Origin of the sequence: Sphingobacterium chuzhouense (genome assembly GCF_014692525.1) — a bacterium.
Lineage (GTDB): Bacteria > Bacteroidota > Bacteroidia > Sphingobacteriales > Sphingobacteriaceae > Sphingobacterium > Sphingobacterium chuzhouense.
Genome location: NZ_JACNYL010000005.1, coordinates 298,502 through 319,540, shown reverse-complemented (window position 1 = coordinate 319,540; position 21,039 = coordinate 298,502). Strand labels below are relative to the sequence as shown.

13 protein-coding genes and 1 rRNA gene are annotated in these 21,039 nt (G+C 40.3%); all 14 read left to right on the top strand.

The window, feature by feature from the left end:
• Positions 1-2: 2 nt before the first annotated feature.
• The 14 genes from rrf to H8B21_RS18940 all read left to right on the top strand — a co-directional run bounded on the left by rrf (position 3) and on the right by H8B21_RS18940 (position 21,014).
• Positions 3-111, top strand: a 5S ribosomal RNA gene (gene rrf, locus H8B21_RS19005).
• A gap of 154 nt (positions 112-265) precedes the next feature.
• Positions 266-1,324 carry an efflux RND transporter periplasmic adaptor subunit gene (locus tag H8B21_RS19000; protein ID WP_190315416.1) on the top strand — a complete coding sequence of 353 codons (1,059 nt, stop codon included), beginning with the start codon at positions 266-268 and terminating at the stop codon, positions 1,322-1,324.
• An 11-nt stretch (positions 1,325-1,335) separates the two neighbouring features.
• Positions 1,336-4,413 (top strand): efflux RND transporter permease subunit, encoded by a 3,078-nt coding sequence (locus tag H8B21_RS18995; protein ID WP_190315415.1) that lies wholly within the window; start codon positions 1,336-1,338, stop codon positions 4,411-4,413.
• A 4-nt stretch (positions 4,414-4,417) separates the two neighbouring features.
• A complete protein-coding gene (locus H8B21_RS18990) occupies positions 4,418-5,722 on the top strand; it encodes a TolC family protein (protein WP_190315414.1) in 1,305 nt (434 codons plus the stop codon).
• 258 nt (positions 5,723-5,980) lie between these two features.
• Positions 5,981-7,396: a Gfo/Idh/MocA family protein gene (locus tag H8B21_RS18985; RefSeq protein WP_190315413.1), complete on the top strand. Its 1,416-nt coding sequence runs from the start codon at positions 5,981-5,983 to the stop codon at positions 7,394-7,396.
• 99 nt (positions 7,397-7,495) lie between these two features.
• Positions 7,496-8,569, top strand: a complete 1,074-nt coding sequence (locus H8B21_RS18980) for a formylglycine-generating enzyme family protein (protein WP_223815146.1) — start codon at positions 7,496-7,498, stop codon at positions 8,567-8,569.
• Positions 8,570-8,701: 132 nt separating this feature from the next.
• Positions 8,702-9,268 carry an RNA polymerase sigma-70 factor gene (locus H8B21_RS18975; RefSeq protein WP_190315412.1) on the top strand — a complete coding sequence of 189 codons (567 nt, stop codon included), beginning with the start codon at positions 8,702-8,704 and terminating at the stop codon, positions 9,266-9,268.
• Positions 9,269-9,454: 186 nt separating this feature from the next.
• On the top strand, positions 9,455-10,627 hold the full coding sequence (locus tag H8B21_RS18970; protein WP_190315411.1) for a FecR family protein: 1,173 nt from the start codon (positions 9,455-9,457) through the stop codon (positions 10,625-10,627).
• 154 nt (positions 10,628-10,781) lie between these two features.
• Positions 10,782-14,285 carry a TonB-dependent receptor gene (locus H8B21_RS18965; RefSeq protein ID WP_223815145.1) on the top strand — a complete coding sequence of 1,168 codons (3,504 nt, stop codon included), beginning with the start codon at positions 10,782-10,784 and terminating at the stop codon, positions 14,283-14,285.
• Between the two features lie 27 nt (positions 14,286-14,312).
• The gene (locus tag H8B21_RS18960; protein ID WP_190315410.1) at positions 14,313-15,779 is read left to right on the top strand and encodes a RagB/SusD family nutrient uptake outer membrane protein; all 1,467 of its coding nucleotides are present in this window, start codon (positions 14,313-14,315) and stop codon (positions 15,777-15,779) included.
• A 33-nt stretch (positions 15,780-15,812) separates the two neighbouring features.
• A complete protein-coding gene (locus H8B21_RS18955) occupies positions 15,813-16,673 on the top strand; it encodes a PKD domain-containing protein (protein WP_190315409.1) in 861 nt (286 codons plus the stop codon).
• Between the two features lie 26 nt (positions 16,674-16,699).
• Positions 16,700-17,824 carry an acyltransferase family protein gene (locus H8B21_RS18950; protein WP_223815144.1) on the top strand — a complete coding sequence of 375 codons (1,125 nt, stop codon included), beginning with the start codon at positions 16,700-16,702 and terminating at the stop codon, positions 17,822-17,824.
• Between the two features lie 54 nt (positions 17,825-17,878).
• Positions 17,879-19,396 (top strand): DUF4832 domain-containing protein, encoded by a 1,518-nt coding sequence (locus H8B21_RS18945; RefSeq protein ID WP_190315408.1) that lies wholly within the window; start codon positions 17,879-17,881, stop codon positions 19,394-19,396.
• Between the two features lie 7 nt (positions 19,397-19,403).
• Positions 19,404-21,014, top strand: a complete 1,611-nt coding sequence (locus H8B21_RS18940) for a glycoside hydrolase family 31 protein (protein WP_190315407.1) — start codon at positions 19,404-19,406, stop codon at positions 21,012-21,014.
• Positions 21,015-21,039 lie beyond the last annotated feature (25 nt).

The following is a 21,039-nucleotide window of genomic DNA, read 5'->3' as shown; positions in this document are numbered from 1 at the left end:
CAGGTGCCTATATCGGCGGTGTCTACCTCTTCCCATTCCGAACAGAGCAGTCAAGCCCGCCAGAGCCGATGGTACTGCCGTAAAAGGTGGGAGAGTAGGTCGGTGCCAAATTTTATACAGAGCCCCTGCAGTTTCCTGCAGGGGCTTTTTTTGTTATCTCAACTCAGCTAACCATCCTTTATAATAAGATTTTTACAAGTGAATCCGGTAAAATAGCGGTATCTTGGCGTTATGTGTTTCCTGTTTATGAAGTTTCAAGATAGTTATGAGTAAGAGATTTGCAACGGTTTTAATTATTATTTTGCTAATAATAGCAGGATTGGTAACTTATCGGGTTATCATTAATAAAGAAAAAGCGGCTGAAAATGTTGGAGGAAGACAGCGAACCGAATCGAAAGTATACGGTATGGTTGTTTCCGGAAAACCTTTTTCAGATTTTTTATCGCTCTCCGGCACTATCGAACCCAATGAAGTTATTAATCTACGTTCGGAGATTTCAGGAATCGTGGAAGTCTTAAATTTTTCTGAGGGAGGCAATGTGGCTAGTGGACAGATTCTAATCAAAATAAATGATGCAGAATTAAAAGCGCAATTAGCACAAGCTACAACACGGAATAGTCTGGCAGCAGAGAACGAGCGCAGGGCCAAGCTGCTGTTGGAGAAAGAGGCTATTAGCCAAGAAGAATATGATATCGCAAGTGCAGACCACAGAACAGCGCAATCACAAATACAACTTATAGAAGCACAGTTAATCAAAACAGCCATTCGTGCTCCGTTTTCAGGTACGGTAGGTCTCCGGAATATTTCTAAGGGGAGTTACATTACACCTACTACCGATATAGCCCAACTTGTGGATATAAGCAAGGTGAAATTAGAATTTTCCATTCCAGAAAGATATGCATCTAAGGTTAAAATAGGTACCCCGGTACGATTCACAGTGCAAGGGACAAGCGGTGAATTTACAGCAAAGGTATATGCTATTGAACCTCTGGTGGAAACAGCAACTCGTACACTGCGCGTTCGCGCCTTAGCAAATAATAGGGATAGTGGACTTATTCCGGGTACGTTTGCTAATGTTATTTTTCCATTGGAAACGGTTGAAAAAGGACTGTTGGTGCCAGCGGAAGCATTAATTCCAATTCAGAATGGCAAAAAGTTATTCGTTAAGAAAGAAGGGTTAGCTAAAGAGGTATTGGTTGAAACCGGCGCACGTACAGATGCCGACGTTTTGGTCATTAAAGGTATAAGTGAAGGGGATACTGTTTTGACTTCTGGCGTGATGTCATTACGAGACGGCAGCCCTGTAAATGTAACGCTGCGTTAATAGAGATTGTAATGAGTTTATCTACATTGAGTATTAAGCGCCCTGTTCTCGCTATTGTCATGAACTTACTGTTAATCCTTTTTGGGGTTATCGGATATACTTTTTTGGGGGTGAGAGAGTATCCTTCTATCGATCCTGCTCAAATTTCCGTTCGAACAAACTATGCAGGAGCGAATGCAGACATTATAGAATCCCAGATTACGGAACCATTAGAAAAATCGATTAATTCAATTGATGGTATCCGCAACATTTCGTCATCCAGTAGCCAAGGCGCTAGCAATATTACGATCGAATTTAATTTAGATAAGGATTTGGAGGCAGCAGCAAATGACGTGCGGGATAAGGTATCACAGGCAATGCGAAGTCTACCGCAGGATATTGATGCACCACCTGTTGTTTCTAAAGCCGATGCGGATTCGGAACCTATTATTACAATGACTGTCCAGAGCACAACAAGAAATGTGTTGGAACTATCGGATTATGCCGATAACGTTATCGCCCAGCGGTTACAAACTATCCCGGGGGTGAGTTCAGTGCAGATATGGGGACAGCGTAAATATGCCATGCGATTGTGGATAGATCCAGTGCGTTTGGCGTCTTATGGTCTTACTGTACTGGATGTTCGAACTGCTTTAAATAACCAAAACGTGGAATTACCCTCGGGTAGACTTACAGGAGCGAATACAGAACTGGCTGTTAAAACATTGGGAAACTTAGCCACAGAGGAAGAATTTAATAATATTATTATTCGGGCGGACGGAAATCGTGTCGTACGGATGGGAGATGTAGGTAATGCGGCATTGGAAGCTGAAAATTTCGAAACAAAAATGTCAGATTCCGGATACCCTATGGTAAGTTTGGCGATTATCCCCCAACCAGGAACTAATTATATCGAGATCGCAGAACATTTTTATGAAGAGTATGATAAATTAGAAGAAGATCTTCCACCTGGCTTTGACCTGAATATCGCTATGGATAATACGCTATTTGTGCGTAAGGCGGTATTTGAGGTAGTGGAGACATTAGTCATTGCTATTGTTCTGGTGGTTTTGATTATCTATATTTTCTTTCGGAATTGGTCAATTGCTTTCCGTCCTTTGGTCGACATCCCCGTTTCCTTGATAGCCACGTTTTTTATTATGTATTTGTGTGGTTTTTCTATTAATGTGTTAACATTATTGGCCATCGTACTAGCTACGGGTTTAGTTGTGGATGATGGTATCGTTGTGACTGAAAATATATTTAAGAAAGTGGAAGAGGGAATGTCTCCTATTGAAGCGGCTATAAAAGGCTCAAATGAAATATTCTTTGCCGTTATTTCTATTTCCATTACGTTGGCAGCTGTGTTTCTGCCAGTCATTTTTTTGGAAGGATTTGTTGGACGTTTATTTAGGGAATTTGGAGTTGTTATTGGTGCGGCAGTACTAATTTCGGCTTTTGTCTCCTTGTCATTGACACCTATGCTTAACGCTTATTTGATGAAAGGTGGCGAACAACGTAAATCGAAATTCTACGACAAAACAGAGCGTTATTTTCAGATCATGAACAAAGAGTATGAAAGTTCCTTACAAGGATTTTTAAAATTGAAATGGCTCAGCGTTGTTATTATTGTAGGATGTTTTGGTCTTATTTATTTCTTTTATTCTATACTTCCAAAAGAGACTGCTCCGTATGATGATAGAAGTTATATTAGATTGAGTGCTACTGCACCGGAAGGAGTGTCTTATGATTATATGGATCGCTTTATGACAGAGCTTACTTCCTTGATAAATGACTCTGTTCCGGAAAAAAAAGTAAGTCTTGTTATCACTTCTCCTGGATTTGGTACAGCGTCTTCTAATAGCGGATTTGTAAGATTAGGTTTGGTGTCACCTGAAGAGCGTACGCGAACACAACAAGAAATAGCTACAGATCTTTCCCGAATGACGCGACAGTATTCTGAAGCTCGGGTTGCTGTGTCGCAGCAGCCTACCATATCGGTCAACAGACGAGGTGGGCTGCCCATCCAATATATTATCCAGGCACCTAATTTCGAGAGATTGGAGGAGAAGATCCCCGAATTTATGGAGGAACTGTCAAGAGACCGGACATTCTCTATTGTGGACGTGAATTTGAAATTCAATAAGCCAGAGGTGTACGTAACGATTGACCGTGATCGAGCCCAATCGATGGGTGTATCCGTATTGGACGTTGCACAGACACTTCAAATGTCCTTGTCTGGACAACGTTTTGGATATTTTATGATGAATGGTAAGCAGTATCAGGTAATGGGACAATTTGATAGAAAAGATAGGGCAACACCAATGGATCTCGCTGCTATTTATGTGAAAAATAAGGACGGTCTCCTTGTTCAACTGGATAATATAGTGGAAATCGAGGAACAAAGCAGCCCACCCCAATTATACCATAATAATCGGTATATGTCAGCCACGGTATCGGCAGGATTGGCTCCAGGATATAGTATGGGAGACGGTATAGCAGCTATGGATGCCATAAAAGATCGTGTATTAGATGCGACATTTACAACAGATTTAGGAGGAGAAGCCCGAGATTTTGTGGAGAGTAGCTCGAATACGATGTTTGCGTTTGGATTAGCCGTTCTCCTTATTTTCCTCATTCTTGCCGCACAGTTTGAGAGTTTTATAGACCCTATTATAATCTTACTCACGGTACCTATGGCAGTGGGGGGAGCGTTACTTTCGTTGTGGTTATTCGCACAAAGTTGGAACATTTTTAGTCAGATTGGAACGATTATGTTAATTGGTTTGGTGACAAAAAACGGAATATTGATTGTGGAGTTTGCCAATCAGCTTCGAGATCAAGGCTACGAAAAGTACGAAGCGGTGGTCAAGGCATCCGAGGCACGTTTACGTCCCATATTGATGACGTCGTTGGCTATCGCTTTAGGCGCCCTTCCTATCGCACTTTCTCTAGGAGCAGCTTCTACAAGTCGTATCGGGATGGGGGTGGTTATCGTTGGGGGAACAATGTTCTCGTTGATATTGACGCTATATGTTATTCCTGCTTTTTATTTAATGATGTCGAGATCTAGAAAAAAACGACCAGAGTTTGATAATATTGAAGAATAGGATTATGAGGAGAGTATTGATTTCGCTGTATTTAGTAATATGTATCGTCACCGTGGCAATTGGACAGGAACTGTTGACCGTTAAACGTGCGGTGGAGATTGCATTAGAGAATAACTATGATATACAATTGTCTAAAAACGAACTCCTTGTCGCAAAAGAGAATAAAACGTACGGAAATGCGGGAATGCTTCCGTCAGCAACGGCAGATCTTGCGCAGAATAATAGTGTTCAAAATGCAACGCAAATTCAGAATAGTGGTGTTGAGCGTTCTTTAGATAACGCAAGAAACAATAACTTAACCTATGGTGTAAATATTGGCTGGACCATTTTTGATGGCATGGGTATGTTTGCGCGCTATGAAAAATTACAGGAGTTAGAGAAACAAGGCGATTTGCAGTTGAAGAGAACAATTTTGGCTACCGTAGGTGATGTCATTACCTTGTATTACACAATTGTGGAACAACAAAATTTATTATCTGCGTTAGATTCTAGTATTCTTATTTCCAGAGAACGACTTCGTACCGCGGAAAATAGATTTTCTATTGGTAAAGCTGCAAAATTGGAAGTTTTGAATGTCCAGGTTAACTTAAACGAGGACCTTTCTGCTCATCTTCGGCAAGTAGAGACCGTAAAGAATTTAAAAACCATGTTGAATGGTATTCTGGCAAGAGATCTGGATATAGATTTCATCATTGATACGGAAGTTGGTATCGATGAAAGTCTAGTGTATGGTGATTTGCTTGAAAGAGCAGACCTGTTTAACCCCGATTTGCAGATTATCATCCTAAATAAAAAACTTGCGGAATTGGATTTGAAAGATATTAAATCAGCGCGTTACCCGACGGTACGTTTAAATGGAGGATATAACTTTTCTCGAACGGAATCGAGTTTGGGGTTTGTTGCGCATTCCAACTCCAGAGGGCTTACGTATGGACTCACGGCTTCTGTCAACATTTTTGATGGCTTAAACCAACGTCGTAATGAACGTATTGCCAAAATTCAAATCGATAATGCTGCCTTGCAGATTGAACAACAGCGGTTGGCTGTGCAGACAGGTCTGAAAACAGCTTATGAGACTTATCTAACCAATATCGAATTGGTTAAGATGGAAGAAAAAAATGAAGATATTGCACGTCAAAATCTTGATATTACCTTAGCTAAATATACAATAGGTTCCATTAGTGCCGTCGAGTTTAGAGATGCTCAAGAAAATTTCATCAATGCTATTTCCCGCTTTAATGCAGCTCAACTACAAGCCAAATTATCGGAAATACAACTAAAAGAGCTAGTTGGGCAGATAGACTTTTAAATAAGAAAAAAATGTATCAATTCTGTTAATGAAAAATTGAGCAAACGTTTGCTTTATATTTTTACTTTTTTTTAGTGGAGAATACTATTATACTTGTGTTAGAAAAAGGTCTTGAAAAGACTTTTGTAATAACCATTTGTATACTGTCTCACAATATAAAGGTTATGCAAAGTAGACTGTTAGTTTGTTTTAAAATAGGTGATTTTAGAGGGGACACAATGCTGTCCCCTTTAATGTAAAAAAGAAATTTATTAATTTATGGATACCAACCGAAGAGATTTTTTGAAGAAGGCAACACTTTTGTCTAGTGCAGCGATTACATTGCCAACGATAAATAATGCAGCGTTCGCTGCTGCCCCGAGCTTCAATATGTGGGGATACGCCGCACCTAAGATAGATACCGTGCGTATTGCTGTAATCGGATTAGGGATGCGCGGCCCTGGAGCTGTAGATCGTCTGTCTTATATCGAAGGGACAGAAATTGTGGCATTGTGTGATCTTCATGCAGATAGAGTCGTAAAAGCACAGAAAATATTGACCAACAAAGGCTTGAAAGAAGCTAAATCTTATTCTGGCGATGAAGGTTGGGTTCAGTTATTGAACGAAGAAGAAGTAGACTTGGTCTATATCTGTACTCCTTGGGAATTTCACGCGCCGATGAGTATTGCCGCAATGAAAGCCGGAGCACATGCCGCATGTGAAGTGCCTATAGGTTTATCTGTAAAAGAGTGTTGGGAAGTCGTCAAAGTTTCGGAGCAGACGAAGAAGCACTGTATGATGCTGGAGAACTGTTGCTATGATTTTTTCGAAATGTTGACGCTAAACATGGCTCGTCAAGGGATGTTCGGAGAATTGGTACATGCAGAAGGAGCTTATATTCATGATCTATTAGATTTAAATTTTAGCAAAAAAGGCTACGATAAAATGTGGCGTTTGCGGGAGAATATCAAGATGAATGGTAATCTTTATCCAACCCATGGAATCGGGCCAATTGCACAGTGTATGAATATCAATAGTGGAGACCGAATGACCCACTTAGTCGCTATGCAGACTGCTGATTTCCAAATGGGGGATAGAGCCCGTGAATTGGCAGCAGAAGATTCCTTTTTTCAAGAGTTTGTAGGTAAGAAGTACCGGGGGAATATGGATACAACTTTAATAAAAACAGAAAAGGGGAAAACGTTAATGGTGCAACACGATGTTACTTCGCCAAGACCTTATTCTCGCCTTCATTTGTTAAGTGGCACTAAAGGTTTTGCACAGAAATATCCAAAAGAAGGAATAGCTTTTGGACATAGCTTTGTAAAGGAGGACGAGCTAAAAAGTCTTAAAGAAAAATATACCCCTGAACTAGTGAAATTTATTGGTGAACAAGCAAAACAAGTCGGAGGACACGGCGGTATGGACTTTATAATGGATTGGCGCTTGATTGATTGCTTACGTAATGGATTGCCAATTGAACAACCTGTGTATGAAGGAGCATCCTGGAGTGTCATCGTACCGTTGAGCTGTGAGTCGGTTGCAAAAAATAGCAAAACTGTAAATATCCCTGATTTCACGAAAGGAGCATGGAAAACTAATCAACCACATGATCTGAGCTTGAAAGGCGGTGGAAATACTGGAATTCGCCCGAAAGCAACCCAAAATCAGAATAATCAGTTGAATGTAGAATAATTAATTACATTTAATAATGCTAAGTATTTAATTTATGAGATGTCCAATAATTAATGGGCATCTTTTATTTTTAAGCTGATTATCTGTATATTAGGGACTATGTTTTCAAAATTTTTTCTATTGGCTACTCTTGTTTACTTTATGGTGGCCTGTCAATCAGGGACGAACACAACGCAAAGTGAGACGACAGAAGATTCGGTAGCACTATGCCATATGGGGGCAATTCCATCGCGTTTTGTACAAAACGTAGATTCCTTATCTTACACGCAGGGTAAAGATGATATTCGGATGGTATTAATTGAAGGAGGAACATTTCAGATGGGATCTTCCAATTTTCCAGATGCGCAGCCGATACACGAGGTCGAAGTTTCTTCTTTTTACATGGATGAACATGAAGTTACCAATGCTCAATTTAAGGCTTTTGTAGATGCTACGGGGTACGTAACGGTGGCCGAACGACCATTGGATCCAAATGAGTTTCCGGGTGTCGATCCAAATATGCTTGTTCCGGGATCGGCAGTTTTTGCTGCACCGAAGGAGGTGAAGGGCTTAAATAATTATATGCAATGGTGGCAATATATACCCGGAGCTAATTGGAAACATCCGGAGGGTTCTGATAGCTCGATTGAGGGGAAGGAAAATCATCCGGTTACTCAGTTGGCATATCAAGATGCAGAAGCTTATGCCAAATGGGTAGGGAAACGTCTTCCTACCGAAGCAGAATGGGAATATGCGGCTAAAGCCGGAAAACATAAGAACGAGACTTATTACTGGGGAAGCGAAAAGAAGGAAGATGGAAAATGGTTGGCTAATATATATCAAGGAGACTTTCCATCCCGTAACACCAAAGAAGATGGTTTTGAAACGACAGCGCCTGTGAAATCTTTTCCACCCAACGCATATGGCCTCTACGATATGGAAGGTAATGTTTGGGAATGGTGCTCCGATTTCTATCGGCCGGATTATTATGCGAATAGTACCAAAGTAAACCCCAAGGGACCTGCTGATTCACATGATCCACAAGAACCAGGCTTAGTAAAACGTGTGCAGCGTGGTGGCTCATTCTTATGTAATGATCAATATTGCGAACGTTATAAGGCTGGTAGCAGAGGGAAAGGTGAAATAAACAGCCCAACGAATAATGTGGGTTTCCGCTGTGTGAAGGATATATAAAGCAGACGCTACACTTCGTAGATTATTAGTCTCAATAAATTGTGTGTTTGCTATAGAGGTATAATCTGGATAGTTTTTTAATTGCTTTTTTTTGGAAAATTGTTAAATTGGTCTTGGATTTAGACCTTAATAATGAAATACGACGACCTCCAGGATAGTGAGCTGTTATTGAAGCTTAGCCACGATGATAAACGTGCTTTTGACGAAATATATCAACGTTACTGGAGTGCTATGTTTCACTCCGCCTATAATATACTGCAAGAAAGAGAAGCGTGTTTAGATATCGTACAGGATATTTTTATTTGGTTATGGGAACATCGTATTAGCCTTAATGTGGCGTCCCTTAAACCGTATCTATTGGTCGCCGTAAAATTCAAAGTAGCCAATTATATTCAGCGAGGTAAAGTAAGGATGTCTTTTTTTGATAAGCTCAAACAAATAGAGGAGCCTTATGAATTAGTAGAAGATAGCTTTGAGGTTAAAGAGATGATGGCAATAATCAATCACTTTACTAATCAACTTCCAGATAAATGCAGAGAAATATTTTTATTAAGTCGTCAAGAAAATTTAAGCAATAAAGAGATTGCTGAACGTTTGAATATTTCTGTTAAGACAGTTGAAAATCAAATGACCATAGCCTTAAAAAGATTGAGATCATCTCTAACAAGAATATCTTCCTTTTTCTTATTGTTATTCTAAGTATACCAATTATAGGTTATTTTCGATGGACTCTCCGTCAGCTGATGGATTGATTGCTCCAAGACATCCGTCCGAAGGTATCACTGCTGATCACTCATTCCAGAATTTTAGATCAAATTGAAAAAAAATATTTTTGTTTTGGGGGTAACAGCCCTCATAAATGCCCTATACATATAAGCACCTAATATGAATCAGAAAGAGTTTCAACAATTAGCTAAAAAAATCAGTAGCGGAATTGCCACCGAAAAGGAGGTAGCATTGTATAATTACTATTATAACCAGTTTCAGAAGCATGTCAATTGGGATAGTAGCGTGTTGGGAAAAAAAGAAGAGGTTGAAAAAGAACTATATGATCGCATCACAACGAAATTACCTGGATATACCACTAAGGTGAGATCGTTTCCATATCTTAAAATAGCCGCCGCAGCCGTGTTACTGATAACTATTTCAATTGGGATTTTAGTCCGAAATCAACAGCAGGAGCTTCTGCCATTGTATACGGAAGAAAGTCGACTGAAACAAGATGTTGATCCTGGAACGAATAAAGCCGTGTTGACTTTAAGTGATGGAACAGTACTTCATTTGGACGAATCACAAAATGGGGTATTGGCCGATCAAAGCGGGGCACAGGTTCGAAAATTGGAAGACGGACAAATAGCTTATACTTCAATGGAAAATAAACAAAACGGCGGTTTTGCTAAAGATGTCTTCAATACGATTGCAATTCCACGGGGTGGACAGTATAAGCTTATGCTTCCCGATGGTACAAAAGTCTGGCTCAATGCATCTAGTTCTCTGAAATTTCCAGTTTTTACTGGAAATAGCCGTGTTGTAGAATTGGAAGGAGAAGCTTATTTTGAGGTAGCAACGATATATCGAAAGAATAGTTCACAAAAAAAACCTTTTATAGTTAAAACCTCTTCTCAACAAATTGAAGTTTTAGGAACACATTTTAATGTGAATGCTTATCATAACGAAGAAGTAGTTAAGACGACATTGGTTGAAGGGAAAGTAAAGGTCTCTTCAACCGCGACAGGAGAAGTTCGAATACTCAAACCGGGGCAACAAGCACAAGTTGCGAAAACAGGTAATATCCACCTATTTGAGGATATAGATACGGAAGAGGCAATGGCTTGGAAAAATGGTATGTTTTATTTCAACAATACCGATTTGGCGACGATTATGAAGCAACTTTCTCGTTGGTATAATGTAGAAGTGGATATAAACAATATGCCGAAAAAGAAATTCAATGGTGCACTTTCGAGAGATGTGAAACTTTCTCAAGTGCTCAAAATGATGGAAACAACAAGTGGACTAAGATTTATAATAGACGAAAGGAGGATATCGATGCTCAAATAAGTCCGACTGAAAACAAGAACCCCCTGTTTGCTTACAAGGGGCTCAAAAACAGCGGTGCAGGAACACCAATGTTTAGCGTAAGGTTTTTGTTTTAGAAAATAATACCGACTAAAGTAATTCATCAAATTTACTAACCTTAAACTTATACAAATGTATGAATAATAGTGTGCATGGCAAGGGATTGTTGCGAACCAATTATGCCCATCCCTTACAACAACTGTCAAAAATCTTATTGATTATGAAACTGACTTTATTATTAACACTACTTGCCTGTTTACAAATAAAGGCGTCAGTTTATTCGCAGCAGGTCAGTCTGTCTGTAAAAAAAGCACCATTAGAAAAGGTCATTAAAGAGATACGGAAGCAGACCGGATATGCATTTTTCTACGATGCGGCATATTTACAAGAAGCTGCTCCTGTCAGTCTGGAAGTCAACAATGCTTCTATAGAAGAAACGTTAGCGAAAGCGTTTAAGGGACAGCGGTTTACCTGGGAAATATTGGAGAAAACGATATTAATTAAACCCGTTGCTAAAGCGAAAAATATTGTTGTCGTTAAAGAGCAGCAACAGCGAACGATTAAGGGGCTCGTAACAGATGAAAAGGGGGAACCATTTTCCAGTGTCAGTGTTACCGTGAAAGGAACCAGTATAGGAGCGGTGACCGATCAAGAAGGTGCGTTTGTCTTGGAATTACCCGTTGCAAATAGTGTGCTGGTCGTTAGCGCTATCGGTTATGTGACTCAGGAAGTCCCTACCACAGATAATAATGCGATTGTATCGATTTCGCTTCAACCGGTAACGAGTGATCTGGACGAAGTCGTAGTCATCGGTTATGGAACACAGACCCGGAGAGACCTTACCGGTGCGATATCTTCTGTAAAGGCAGACGATATTGTCATGACTCAGGGACCGGAGATTGGGAATATGCTAAAAGGGAAAGTTGCGGGGGTGACGATACAACAGAACAGTGCCCAGCCAGGTGGAGGTATCAACATTTTGATTCGTGGTGCTGGTTCCGTTAATGCTAGTAATAATCCGCTGATTGTTGTGGATGGTTTCCCGATTTCCGATTTACAGCAGCCGGAGGCTGTAAACCGCTATGATGGCGGGACACAAAGTATCTTAAATTCATTTAATCCGAATGATATTGAATCTATTGAGGTGTTGAAAGATGCCAGCGCAACTTCCATTTATGGAGCGAGAGCAGCGAACGGTGTTATTCTCATCACCACCAAAAAAGGAAAAGAAGGCAAAGCAAGGATAGATTATTCGGGGAATTTTTCTTGGCAAACCTACGATAATTCTTTTGACATGCTTTCTTTAAAGGAATGGATGGAGGTCAGCAATGAATCGTCTTTTGACCAATGGATGTGGGATAACCAAGTGTATCCTTATGGAAGCAGAACGCTAGAACAAGCTCAAGAAGACTCGAACGTGCCGATTTATCGAAAACCATTTACGCAAAATGCAATTAATCATATAGGCAAGGGGACAAATTGGTTTGACTTGGTGATGCGGAACGGTAGTACACAGCAACATAACTTGTCCGTATCAGGCGGTAGTAACACCACTAAGTATTTAATATCTGGAAATTTATATGACCAAGCGGGAATCGTGCGGAATTCGGGTTTCAAACGATATTCTGTACGGGCTAATATCGATCAGGACATAAGTAGATATGTCAAATTGGGTGTTAATCTTACAGCTAGCCGAATAGATAACGATAACACGCAATTAGGAAGCAGTGAATATGAAAATGCCGGAATTATCCGGATGGCATTGCAGATGGGACCCCAAATTCCAGTAATGGATGATAATGGAAACTACTCACGAAATCCAAAAGCACCGTTGCAACCCAATCCAGCATCGATGTTAACAATTGGTGATAAAGGACGAGTGGAAAGAATGTTATTGAATACTTTTGCCGATTTTAAACCTATCGATGATCTTACAATTAGGCTTAAAGCTGGGTTAGACAGGGGATTTACCAAACGAATGGCCTATCTTCCCAGAACTACCATACACGGTGAATTGGAGAACGGAAGAGGGTCTATCAATAATTTTGATCGGGACGATTATTTATTAGAGGGAACTGTAAATTACACTAAAACGTTTGGCGACGGACATAGGTTTGATCTGTTGGGGGGTATTTCCCGACAGAAATTTTATGAACGGACTTCCGGCAGTGCGGCTTCAGGTTTTATTACAGATGCTTTTTTATGGAATAACCTAGGGGCAGGCAGTACACAGCTTCCCTCAAGTTCCTACAGTTCAGAAAATATGATTGCCTCTTATTTCAGCCGTTTGAATTATAATTACGATAGCAGGTACTTGTTTACTTTCACGATACGTACGGATGGTGCCAGTGTATTTGCCAGAAATAATAAGTGGGCGACATTTCCGTCTGCGGCAATAGCTTGGAACCTAGCCGAAGAACCTTTTTTCCAAAACATAAAAGGCACCGTTAACCAACTGAAATTGAGATTAAGTTATGGGCAGACGGGTAACGCAGATATCGGAGGCAATGCGTTTGCCGCGTACGGCTCCTATGCCGGTTGGTTGTCTGAAGATGACGCCCGAATGATGGCGGTTTCTTTATCGAGGCTAGAAAACCCCAATTTAAAATGGGAAACAACTACCGGAGCGAATCTGGGGATAGATTACTCTTTATGGAGTGGAAAGGTGGAAGGTTCGGTAGAACTATTCAATAACGTCATTTCTGATTTACTACAGATAAAACCGTTAAATTCTTACCATGAGATAAATGAGGTCTGGTCTAATGTTGGTAAAACAAGGAGCAGAGGGATAGAGTTCAGCGTAACGACGCGTAATATCCAACGTAAGGAATTTCAATGGAGAACGATCGCTAATTTTTCCTTCTATAGAGATACATGGCTAGAACGGGCTCCAGATTGGAAACCAAGCGTTTTCGAAAATGTTAACGATCCGATACGTTCTATGTTCTATCGATTATCCGACGGTATTATGCAAATCGGTGAAACCGTTCCGGAAGCACAGCCGTTGTTGAAACCGGGTCAGATAAAAATAAGAGATATCGATGGTTTATTAAGAAATGAAGCAGACGAGCCGATTGTGGATGAAAACGGACGATTTTTAAGAACCGGCCAACCCGATGGCATTATAGACGAAGCAGATTATATGTTTTTGGGGTCATCAGATCCCGGCTATATGGTTGGTATAACTAACATTATTAATTATAAAAAATTCTCTTTGAATTTTGATTTTAATGGATTGTTAGGCAGAAGGATGGCCGATCCCAATTATGTGAATTACGGTTATAGTGCTTGGGGTGTTGCTGTGCAGGGATATAATGCGCTGAGAAGTGTAAGAGATCGATGGACAACCACCAATCCATCAACAGAAAACCCCAGTACGTTTGCGAATTATTCGAATGATGGTTACGGTGATTTCTTTTTGCAGAGAGCTTGGTTTATTCGCTTACAGAATATTGCATTGGGATATGAACTGCCTAAAAATTGGACGGGTAATGTATTCTCCTCTGCACGGATAAATGTGGCGGCGCATAATATTTTTGTAATTACGCCTTATAATGGAATTGATCCGGAGACGGATGGTTACACTGCTGCTTATCCGAACATCAGGACATTTACTGCAGGAGTGAATTTGATATTTTAATTGGATAGAGCCTAAAAAAATATAAAGATGAAGAAGATTAAGTTATTGATTATATCGTGTATATGCTTGCTTGGCAGCTGCACCAAAGACTTAGTATCTATTGATTACGGCGATATAAACCCCGAAATTTTCCCCAAGTCGGAGACCGATATTGAAGCTATGGTAAATTCTGTTTATCATCCGTTAAGAGGCTCCTGGTGGGATGGAATATTTTCAACCTCTGAAAGAGGGGTGATGATGATAAGCGATTGTACAACCGAAATACTAACAGGTTGGTATGATGAAAAACTCCAAGCGACCCAACACAGTTATATGCCGGATCACGCCGGTATTACCTATTTTTACGATAGATTCTATAATAAAATTAGTCGTATGACGATGACGATACATCTAATTGAGGAATCTACCGTAAGCGAAGAACTGAAGAGAAAAGCGATTGCAGAAGTACGTTGTGCGCGTGGTCTACTGGCGTATACGCTCTTCGATCTGTATGGCCCGTTGGTTATCGCACCCCTGGAAGTACTGAAAAATCCGTTGATAGAAGCCCCTCTTGCCAGAATGCCTTATGATGAAATGGTAAATTTTATTGAAGCAGATCTATTAGCGGCAGTGGAAGACTTACCACATCCTGCAGAGGCAGCTTATGGTAGGTTTAATAAAGCCTTAGCGAAGATGATTTTGATTAGGTTGAATCTGCATGAAAAAAGATGGGATAAAGTGGTGTCGTTGGCAAATGATATTATAGATTATAATCATTATGCTCTTGACGCCGACTACGTTGGCATGTGGAACCTGAATGGAGCCAAAAGTAGCAACGAGGTTATCTGGGCCATTCCTTGTGATTATGAAGGTACCAGTGAGAACCAGTGGCAGTTAATGGTATTGCCCGGTGTCTATCTGCCAAAAGGAGGCTGGGGAACAATACAGAGTACCTGGTGGTTTTACGATACTTTTGAACCGAATGATAAAAGACGGACGATGTTGATTGCAGAATTTACGGATGCGGAAGGCAAAACGTATAATCGTGCTAATCCGGATATTTACCTTAATTACGGACCTTTGCCGTTGAAAATACACGAAGATGCTGCGAGAACAACAAGTTTCACCACAGTAGACATTATTATGTATCGCTATGCGGATGTATTACTTTCTAAAGCAGAAGCCTTAGCGAACGCTGGAGGCACGCCAACACAGGAATCCATGGATTTGATTAACGAAGTCCGGAATAGGGCAGGTCTAGGAAATCGACAGCTTTCAAACTATTCAAATATAACGGCATTTAACGATATGCTTCTGACAGAAAGAAGTCATGAGTTCTGGTGTGAAAACGGCCAATACCGGGCTGATTTAATCCGACATAACAAATTTGTTTCCCGCGCATTGGAAGTGAGGCAGTCGGAGTACACCTCTCCGGATAAACAGCTTTTTCCCTTTTCGAGAACAATGATATCGGAAGGAAAAGGATTATTTATTCAGAATCCAGGTTATAATTAATAAAACAGGTGACACATTATAAAAAGATTATATATGAAAAAGAATATAATGCAGTTAGCTAGCATCGTCATATTCATGCTACTGATTGTTTCTTGTAAAAAGGACGATGGCGACAGAGGAACAAAAGCGGTGTTTAGCTATGTGGCAGACGGTTTTGTTGTGAATTTCACGAACTTCTCGACCGAAGCGACCGAATACATCTGGGAGTTTGGCGATGGAACGGGAGAAACATCGACAAGAAGATCACCACAGTACATATACAAAGCCAAAGGAGATTATCTCGTATCTCTGACCGCTAAAAATGGTGATTTGACAAGTACGTTTATTGATACAGTAACTATTATTGGCCCCAATATAAAAATAGACGGTGATTTTACCGATTGGCAATTTGTTGATTATTCGCATATCAATGAGGAGGGACAGGGAGGAACATTACGCGCAATAAAGACATTTGCTTCTGCCACGCACCTTAATTTCTTGTTAGAAGGTACAGCAGATATGGAATTGGAGGTTATGGTTCTGTATTTGAATACGGACAGAAACCCAGAAAGTGGATATATGATAGATTGGTTGTATCCACTTGGGTCAGGAGCTAATTATTACCTGGATTTGAGCATGACAGGAGGTTGGGGTAATGTATTGCAACACTCTGGAAACCCGGCAGATGCTTGGGGGGGCTTTACCCCAATTGCCTATGCAGAAATCTTTAACTACTCTGAAATAAAAACGACGGAGAACAATGGTAAAAGGATAGAATTCTCAATAGACAGAGCACTTTTAGCCAGTATGAGCGGGTCTGTTAGTTATACAATTATTGATAATTCGGGAAGACAAATAGGATCTTTGCCAGCTAACGGACATTCGGATTCAAAGTTTGCTACATTCCCATTATAACGCTGTTTATCGTTAGTTAAATGATTATGAAAAACGAACAGCTAAAAAATGATTTTGTACAACGGCGTTTAGTTTCGCTCGACGTCATGCGCGGGCTCATCATGATCCTGCTCGCAGCCGAGAGCTGTAGGCTCTATAGTACATTGAATGGTATTACCGCCGAGCATTCTTGGGCGGGTATGATCGTACAGCAATTTTTTCATCATCCTTGGCACGGGTTGCGATTTTGGGATTTGGTGCAGCCGGCTTTTATGCTGATGGCAGGTTCGGCACTTTATATTTCATGGCATAGAAAAGCGGAAAAAGGAATCAGTTGGGAAAGCAATTTTAAGCATATATTAGTACGCAGTTTTCGGCTGTTCCTGTTTGGAACAGCCCTGCATTGCGTTTATGCCGGTAAGCTAGTCTGGGAACTGTGGAATGTACTCACCCAACTCTCCGTAACCACTATTATCGCCTATCTTATTATTCGGAAATCTGGTGCTTGGCAAATTGTTTTTTCCGTATTCTTATTGATACTTACAGAACTCTTATATCGCTTTGTACAGATACCCGGTTTCGATCGACCTTTTACAGAACATCACAATTTCGGAGCTTATATGGATACCGTTTTAATGGGGAAAATAAATGCGGATGGTTGGGTTGCTATTAATTTTATCCCTACAGCGGCGCACACGATATGGGGTGTTGTAGCGGGTAAACTACTCGTGTCTCCACTTGCCAATAAACAGAAGATGACATATCTGATTGGTGCTGGAATAATCGCATTAATAACGGGATATGCCATGGATTTCAGTGGTTTTACGCCTATTATAAAGCGGATCAGCACCAGTTCTTTTGTTCTGGTTTCCGGTGGGTGGGTATTGCTCATTATGGCCTTACTGTTCTGGATTAACGATATAAAGAAACAGTCGAAATACGCGTGGATATTCACCGTAGTGGGTATGAACGCTATTTTTATCTATTTGTTTTTCGAAACAGTTGGCATGCAATGGTTCAACGGTACTACGGCAATTTTTGTCAAAGGGTTTTTAGGTTTCACAGGTCTTTCCCATCAAGTGATGTCTGTGATGTCAGCCTTGGTCACCCTTTTTATGGAATGGTATTTATGTTTCTGGTTATTCAAGAAGAAAATATTTTTTAAACTCTAACTATTTAATATGTCACTTATGAGATTGTCTATAAAATTATTTATCTATATATGTATGTTAGCCCCTGCACTGATGAGTTGTGGCTGTTCAAAAAACGGAAATGATTCACCATCGGAACAGGGGCCACAACCTACCGTAACTTATGTGGAAAGTACGGAAGATTTTGCGAATCCTGAACGAGGATTTTATCGATACACCGAAACGCATACGAGCAATTTTACAGTTTTGAATGCCAATACCCTTGCTGGATATCGGCAACTACAAAGTATTCAAAATGCCAATTATCGGGTATACAGTACATTGGTTTTTCGATATTATGTACTGGATGATGTAAAAATGACTGCTATACCGCAAAGTACTTTAGATAAGATCAATGCGGATATGGTAGCTGCTAGAACTGCAGGGGTTAAATTGATTCCAAGGTTTGTTTATTCCATAACCTCAAATGCAGGGAATTGTCCGGAAGGTTTTATTTGCCCACCTTATGGTGATACCGCAAAAGAATACATGCTCCAGCATATAGCAGATTTAAAGCCTGTCTTGCAAAATAATGCAGACGTAATAGCCTGCGTACAGCTTGGTTTTGTAGGCCTGTGGGGTGAACAGTATTATACCGATTTCTTTGGAGATCCCTCATCCAATGGTGGACAGGGTAAATTACTGAATGCTAATTGGACAGACAGGGCAGAGATAATCGCCGCATTGTTGGACGCGGTTCCTAAAAGTAGAATGGTGCAGGTAAGATACCCACAGCAAAAACAACGCTTTATTGACGGTGTTAACGCTCCGATAACAGCGCAACCGCTAACCGAAACGGAAGCTTTTTCAGAAAGTGAAAAAGCAAGAATAGGTTTTCATAATGACTGCTTTCTTTCCGGACCAAGCGATACCGGTACATACGAAGATTATGGAAATAGTTCGAGTAGTAGGAGCGGAAGTGCTTCAGTGGTTGAGGTATTAAAAGCATATAAAAATAAAGACAGTAGATATGTAGTTGTTGGAGGAGAGACTTGCAATAATACATTTACGCCCGATAACGAATGTGAACCTGCAGGTAAAGCACAGGCTGCATTTGCTGAAATGCATTATAGCTATATCAATGCACATTACAATAATCAGTTGAACAATAAATGGCAAACCTCTGGTTGTATGGATAACATTAAGAAGAACCTAGGGTATCGGTTTGTTCTGCAAAATGCGATTTTTCCAGAAACTGTCAACGCTGGTAGCAGCTTGGCTTTTACTATTAACTTAATTAATAGAGGTTATGCATCTCCATATAATGCGAGACCGGTACAACTACTGTTACGCAAAGTAGGTGCGCAGGATGTTTCCATTTTACCGATGAATACCGATGTTAGAAAATGGTACCCCGGAACGATTAATCTGGAAACTTCCGTTACTATTCCGTCGAATCTGGCAAAAGGTGAATATGAACTACTAATGAATCTGCCGGATGCATACGAAAGTATTGCGAGCCGCCCTGAATATAGTATCCGTTTGGCTAATAATGATGTATGGGAAGCAGCAACGGGTTACAATAAATTGAATTATAAAATTAAGGTTAATTAATAATCCTATGAAGAGCATATGCAGTCGATTGGGATTATTCCTCATACTGTTTTTAGGAGCCATGTACAAAACGACTGGTCAAGAAACAGCTATTTCTATTGAAAAAAATGAAAAGTGGCTCGGAGGTGTGGTTAATGAGGCTCACTTGATGCCATTAGAGGAAGGGTATAATTTTGACCTATTTGGTAATACCGGAACGAATCAAGCCGTTCCTTTACTTATCTCTACCAAAGGGAAGTTTATCTGGAGCGAAGAACCTTTCCGTTTTACTATTAAGAATAATCAAATTATTATATCAAACCGAGGTGAAGCTATCACCGTAGATTCTTTAGGTAAAAACTTGCGCGACGCGTATCTAAATGCTAGTAAACGGTTTTTTCCATCGAAAGGGCAACTTCCGGATACCTTGCTATTCACGCGTCCACAATACAACACTTGGATAGAGCTTATTTACAATCAAAACCAGAAAGATATCATCGATTATGCAAGATCTATCATCGACAATGGTTTTCCTCCGGGCGTGCTGATGATTGATGACAATTGGGCTGATTATTATGGGCGGTTTGACTTCCGCGCGGATAGATTTAGCGATGCAGTAGGAATGGTAGATACATTACATCAAATGGGATTTAAGGTGATGTTATGGATTAGTCCGTTTATTTCGCCAGATACGGAGGTTTTTAGAGAGTTACAAGCTAAAAAATATCTTTTGTATGATGGATCGAGTGAAAAAAACTGGACGGATGCAGATAAACCAGTGATAGTAAACTGGTGGAATGGTTACAGCGCTGTAATGGATTTTACAAATCCCGAAGCAGAGAAATGGTTTCACGACAGACTGGAACACATGGTAAAAACATATCATCTGGATGGTTTTAAGTTAGATGCCGGTGATGCAGATTTTTATCCAATAAATGCCCTATCTTTTAAACCGGCAACACCGAATGAGCATAGTCGTCTATGGGGAAATATAGGAAAGTATTACCCGCTAAACGAATATCGGGCGATGTGGAAAATGGGAGGAGAACCACTGGTACAGCGTCTGCGCGACAAGAAACACAACTGGGAGGATCTACAGAAGTTGATTCCACATATTACTGTCGCAGGTCTGTTAGGTTACCAATTCACATGTCCGGATATGATTGGAGGAGGTGAATTTGGATCTTTTATTGGAAAGGATAATTTAGATGAAGATTTGGTGGTGCGTTCTGCTTCGTGTTCGGCGTTAATGCCCATGATGCAATTTTCTGTCGCTCCGTGGCGTGTGTTGAGTGAAGATAACTTGAAAGCTGTAAAGAAGATGGTGGCTTTACGACAAAAGTATGTTCCATATATTATGGACTTGGCAAGACAGTCTGCTGAAAATGGAGAACCCATTGTACGTACAATGGAATACGAATTTCCTTATCAGGGAATGGCAGAAATAAAAGACCAATTCATGTTGGGTGACAAATATCTAGTGGCTCCTGTGGTTACAAAAGAAAATAAGCGAAAAATACAACTGCCGAAAGGAGTTTGGAAAAGTGACGAGGGAGAAACTTTTAGAGGACCTAAAATTATAGAAGAAAACGTTCCGATCGATAGATTGCCCGTGTTTGAATTAATGAATAAGGGGTAGTGTAACTCGTTCATCAATCTTACAA